Raw genomic sequence first — 413 nt, forward strand, 5'->3', positions numbered from 1 at the left:
ATTTTGGTATTCTAAGAACACACGTCTAATGACATGGTTATAAAAAATTTGATGTCTTGTTGATGTCTTCAGTTTTCAAGGTGCGAGTGCCTTGTCCATGGAAATGGACAAGACAAATGGAGCCTAGCGGGATCGAACCGCTGACCTCCTGCGTGCAAGGCAGGCGCTCTCCCAGCTGAGCTAAGGCCCCAGGATATGAACTTAAAATTGAATGGTGGGCCTAAGTGGACTCGAACCACCGACCTCACGCTTATCAGGCGTGCGCTCTAACCAGCTGAGCTATAGGCCCATTCAAATATGGGATGATTCAGTTGAGAGATCGGACTCTCAAAACTGAACGATGGGCATGTCCCTTACGGGACGTTTTCCTTAGAAAGGAGGTGATCCAGCCGCACCTTCCGATACGGCTACCT

2 tRNA genes are annotated in these 413 nt (G+C 48.9%); both read right to left on the reverse strand.

Annotation, left to right across the window (positions count from 1 at the left end):
- Window positions 1–117: 117 nt before the first annotated feature.
- Window positions 118–190 (reverse strand) — tRNA-Ala (locus KNP94_RS15825).
- A 22-nt stretch (window positions 191–212) separates the two neighbouring features.
- Window positions 213–289: transfer RNA gene (locus KNP94_RS15830), tRNA-Ile, on the reverse strand.
- Window positions 290–413 lie beyond the last annotated feature (124 nt).

It is taken from the genome of Exiguobacterium sp. s80 (genome assembly GCF_018618725.1).
Taxonomy (GTDB): Bacteria; Bacillota; Bacilli; order Exiguobacteriales; family Exiguobacteriaceae; genus Exiguobacterium_A; species Exiguobacterium_A oxidotolerans.